Raw genomic sequence first — 242 nt, 5'->3', positions numbered from 1 at the left:
ATATTGATGAACAGCGTTCATCAATTCTCCATAGAAAGGAGGTGATCCAGCCGCACCTTCCGATACGGCTACCTTGTTACGACTTCACCCCAATCATCTGTCCCACCTTAGGCGGCTGGCTCCAAAAGGTTACCCCACCGACTTCGGGTGTTACAAACTCTCGTGGTGTGACGGGCGGTGTGTACAAGGCCCGGGAACGTATTCACCGCGGCATGCTGATCCGCGATTACTAGCGATTCCAG

General features: G+C 53.7%; 1 rRNA gene. It reads right to left on the bottom strand.

Features of this window, described 5'->3' with window-relative positions:
• Positions 1–34 precede the first annotated feature (34 nt).
• Positions 35–242 (bottom strand): 16S ribosomal RNA (locus tag AC0L0O_RS30115); the annotation flags it as partial.

Source organism: Bacillus sp. GS3m_15504 (genome assembly GCF_055825275.1).
This window is presented reverse-complemented; position numbering and strand designations above follow the sequence as displayed.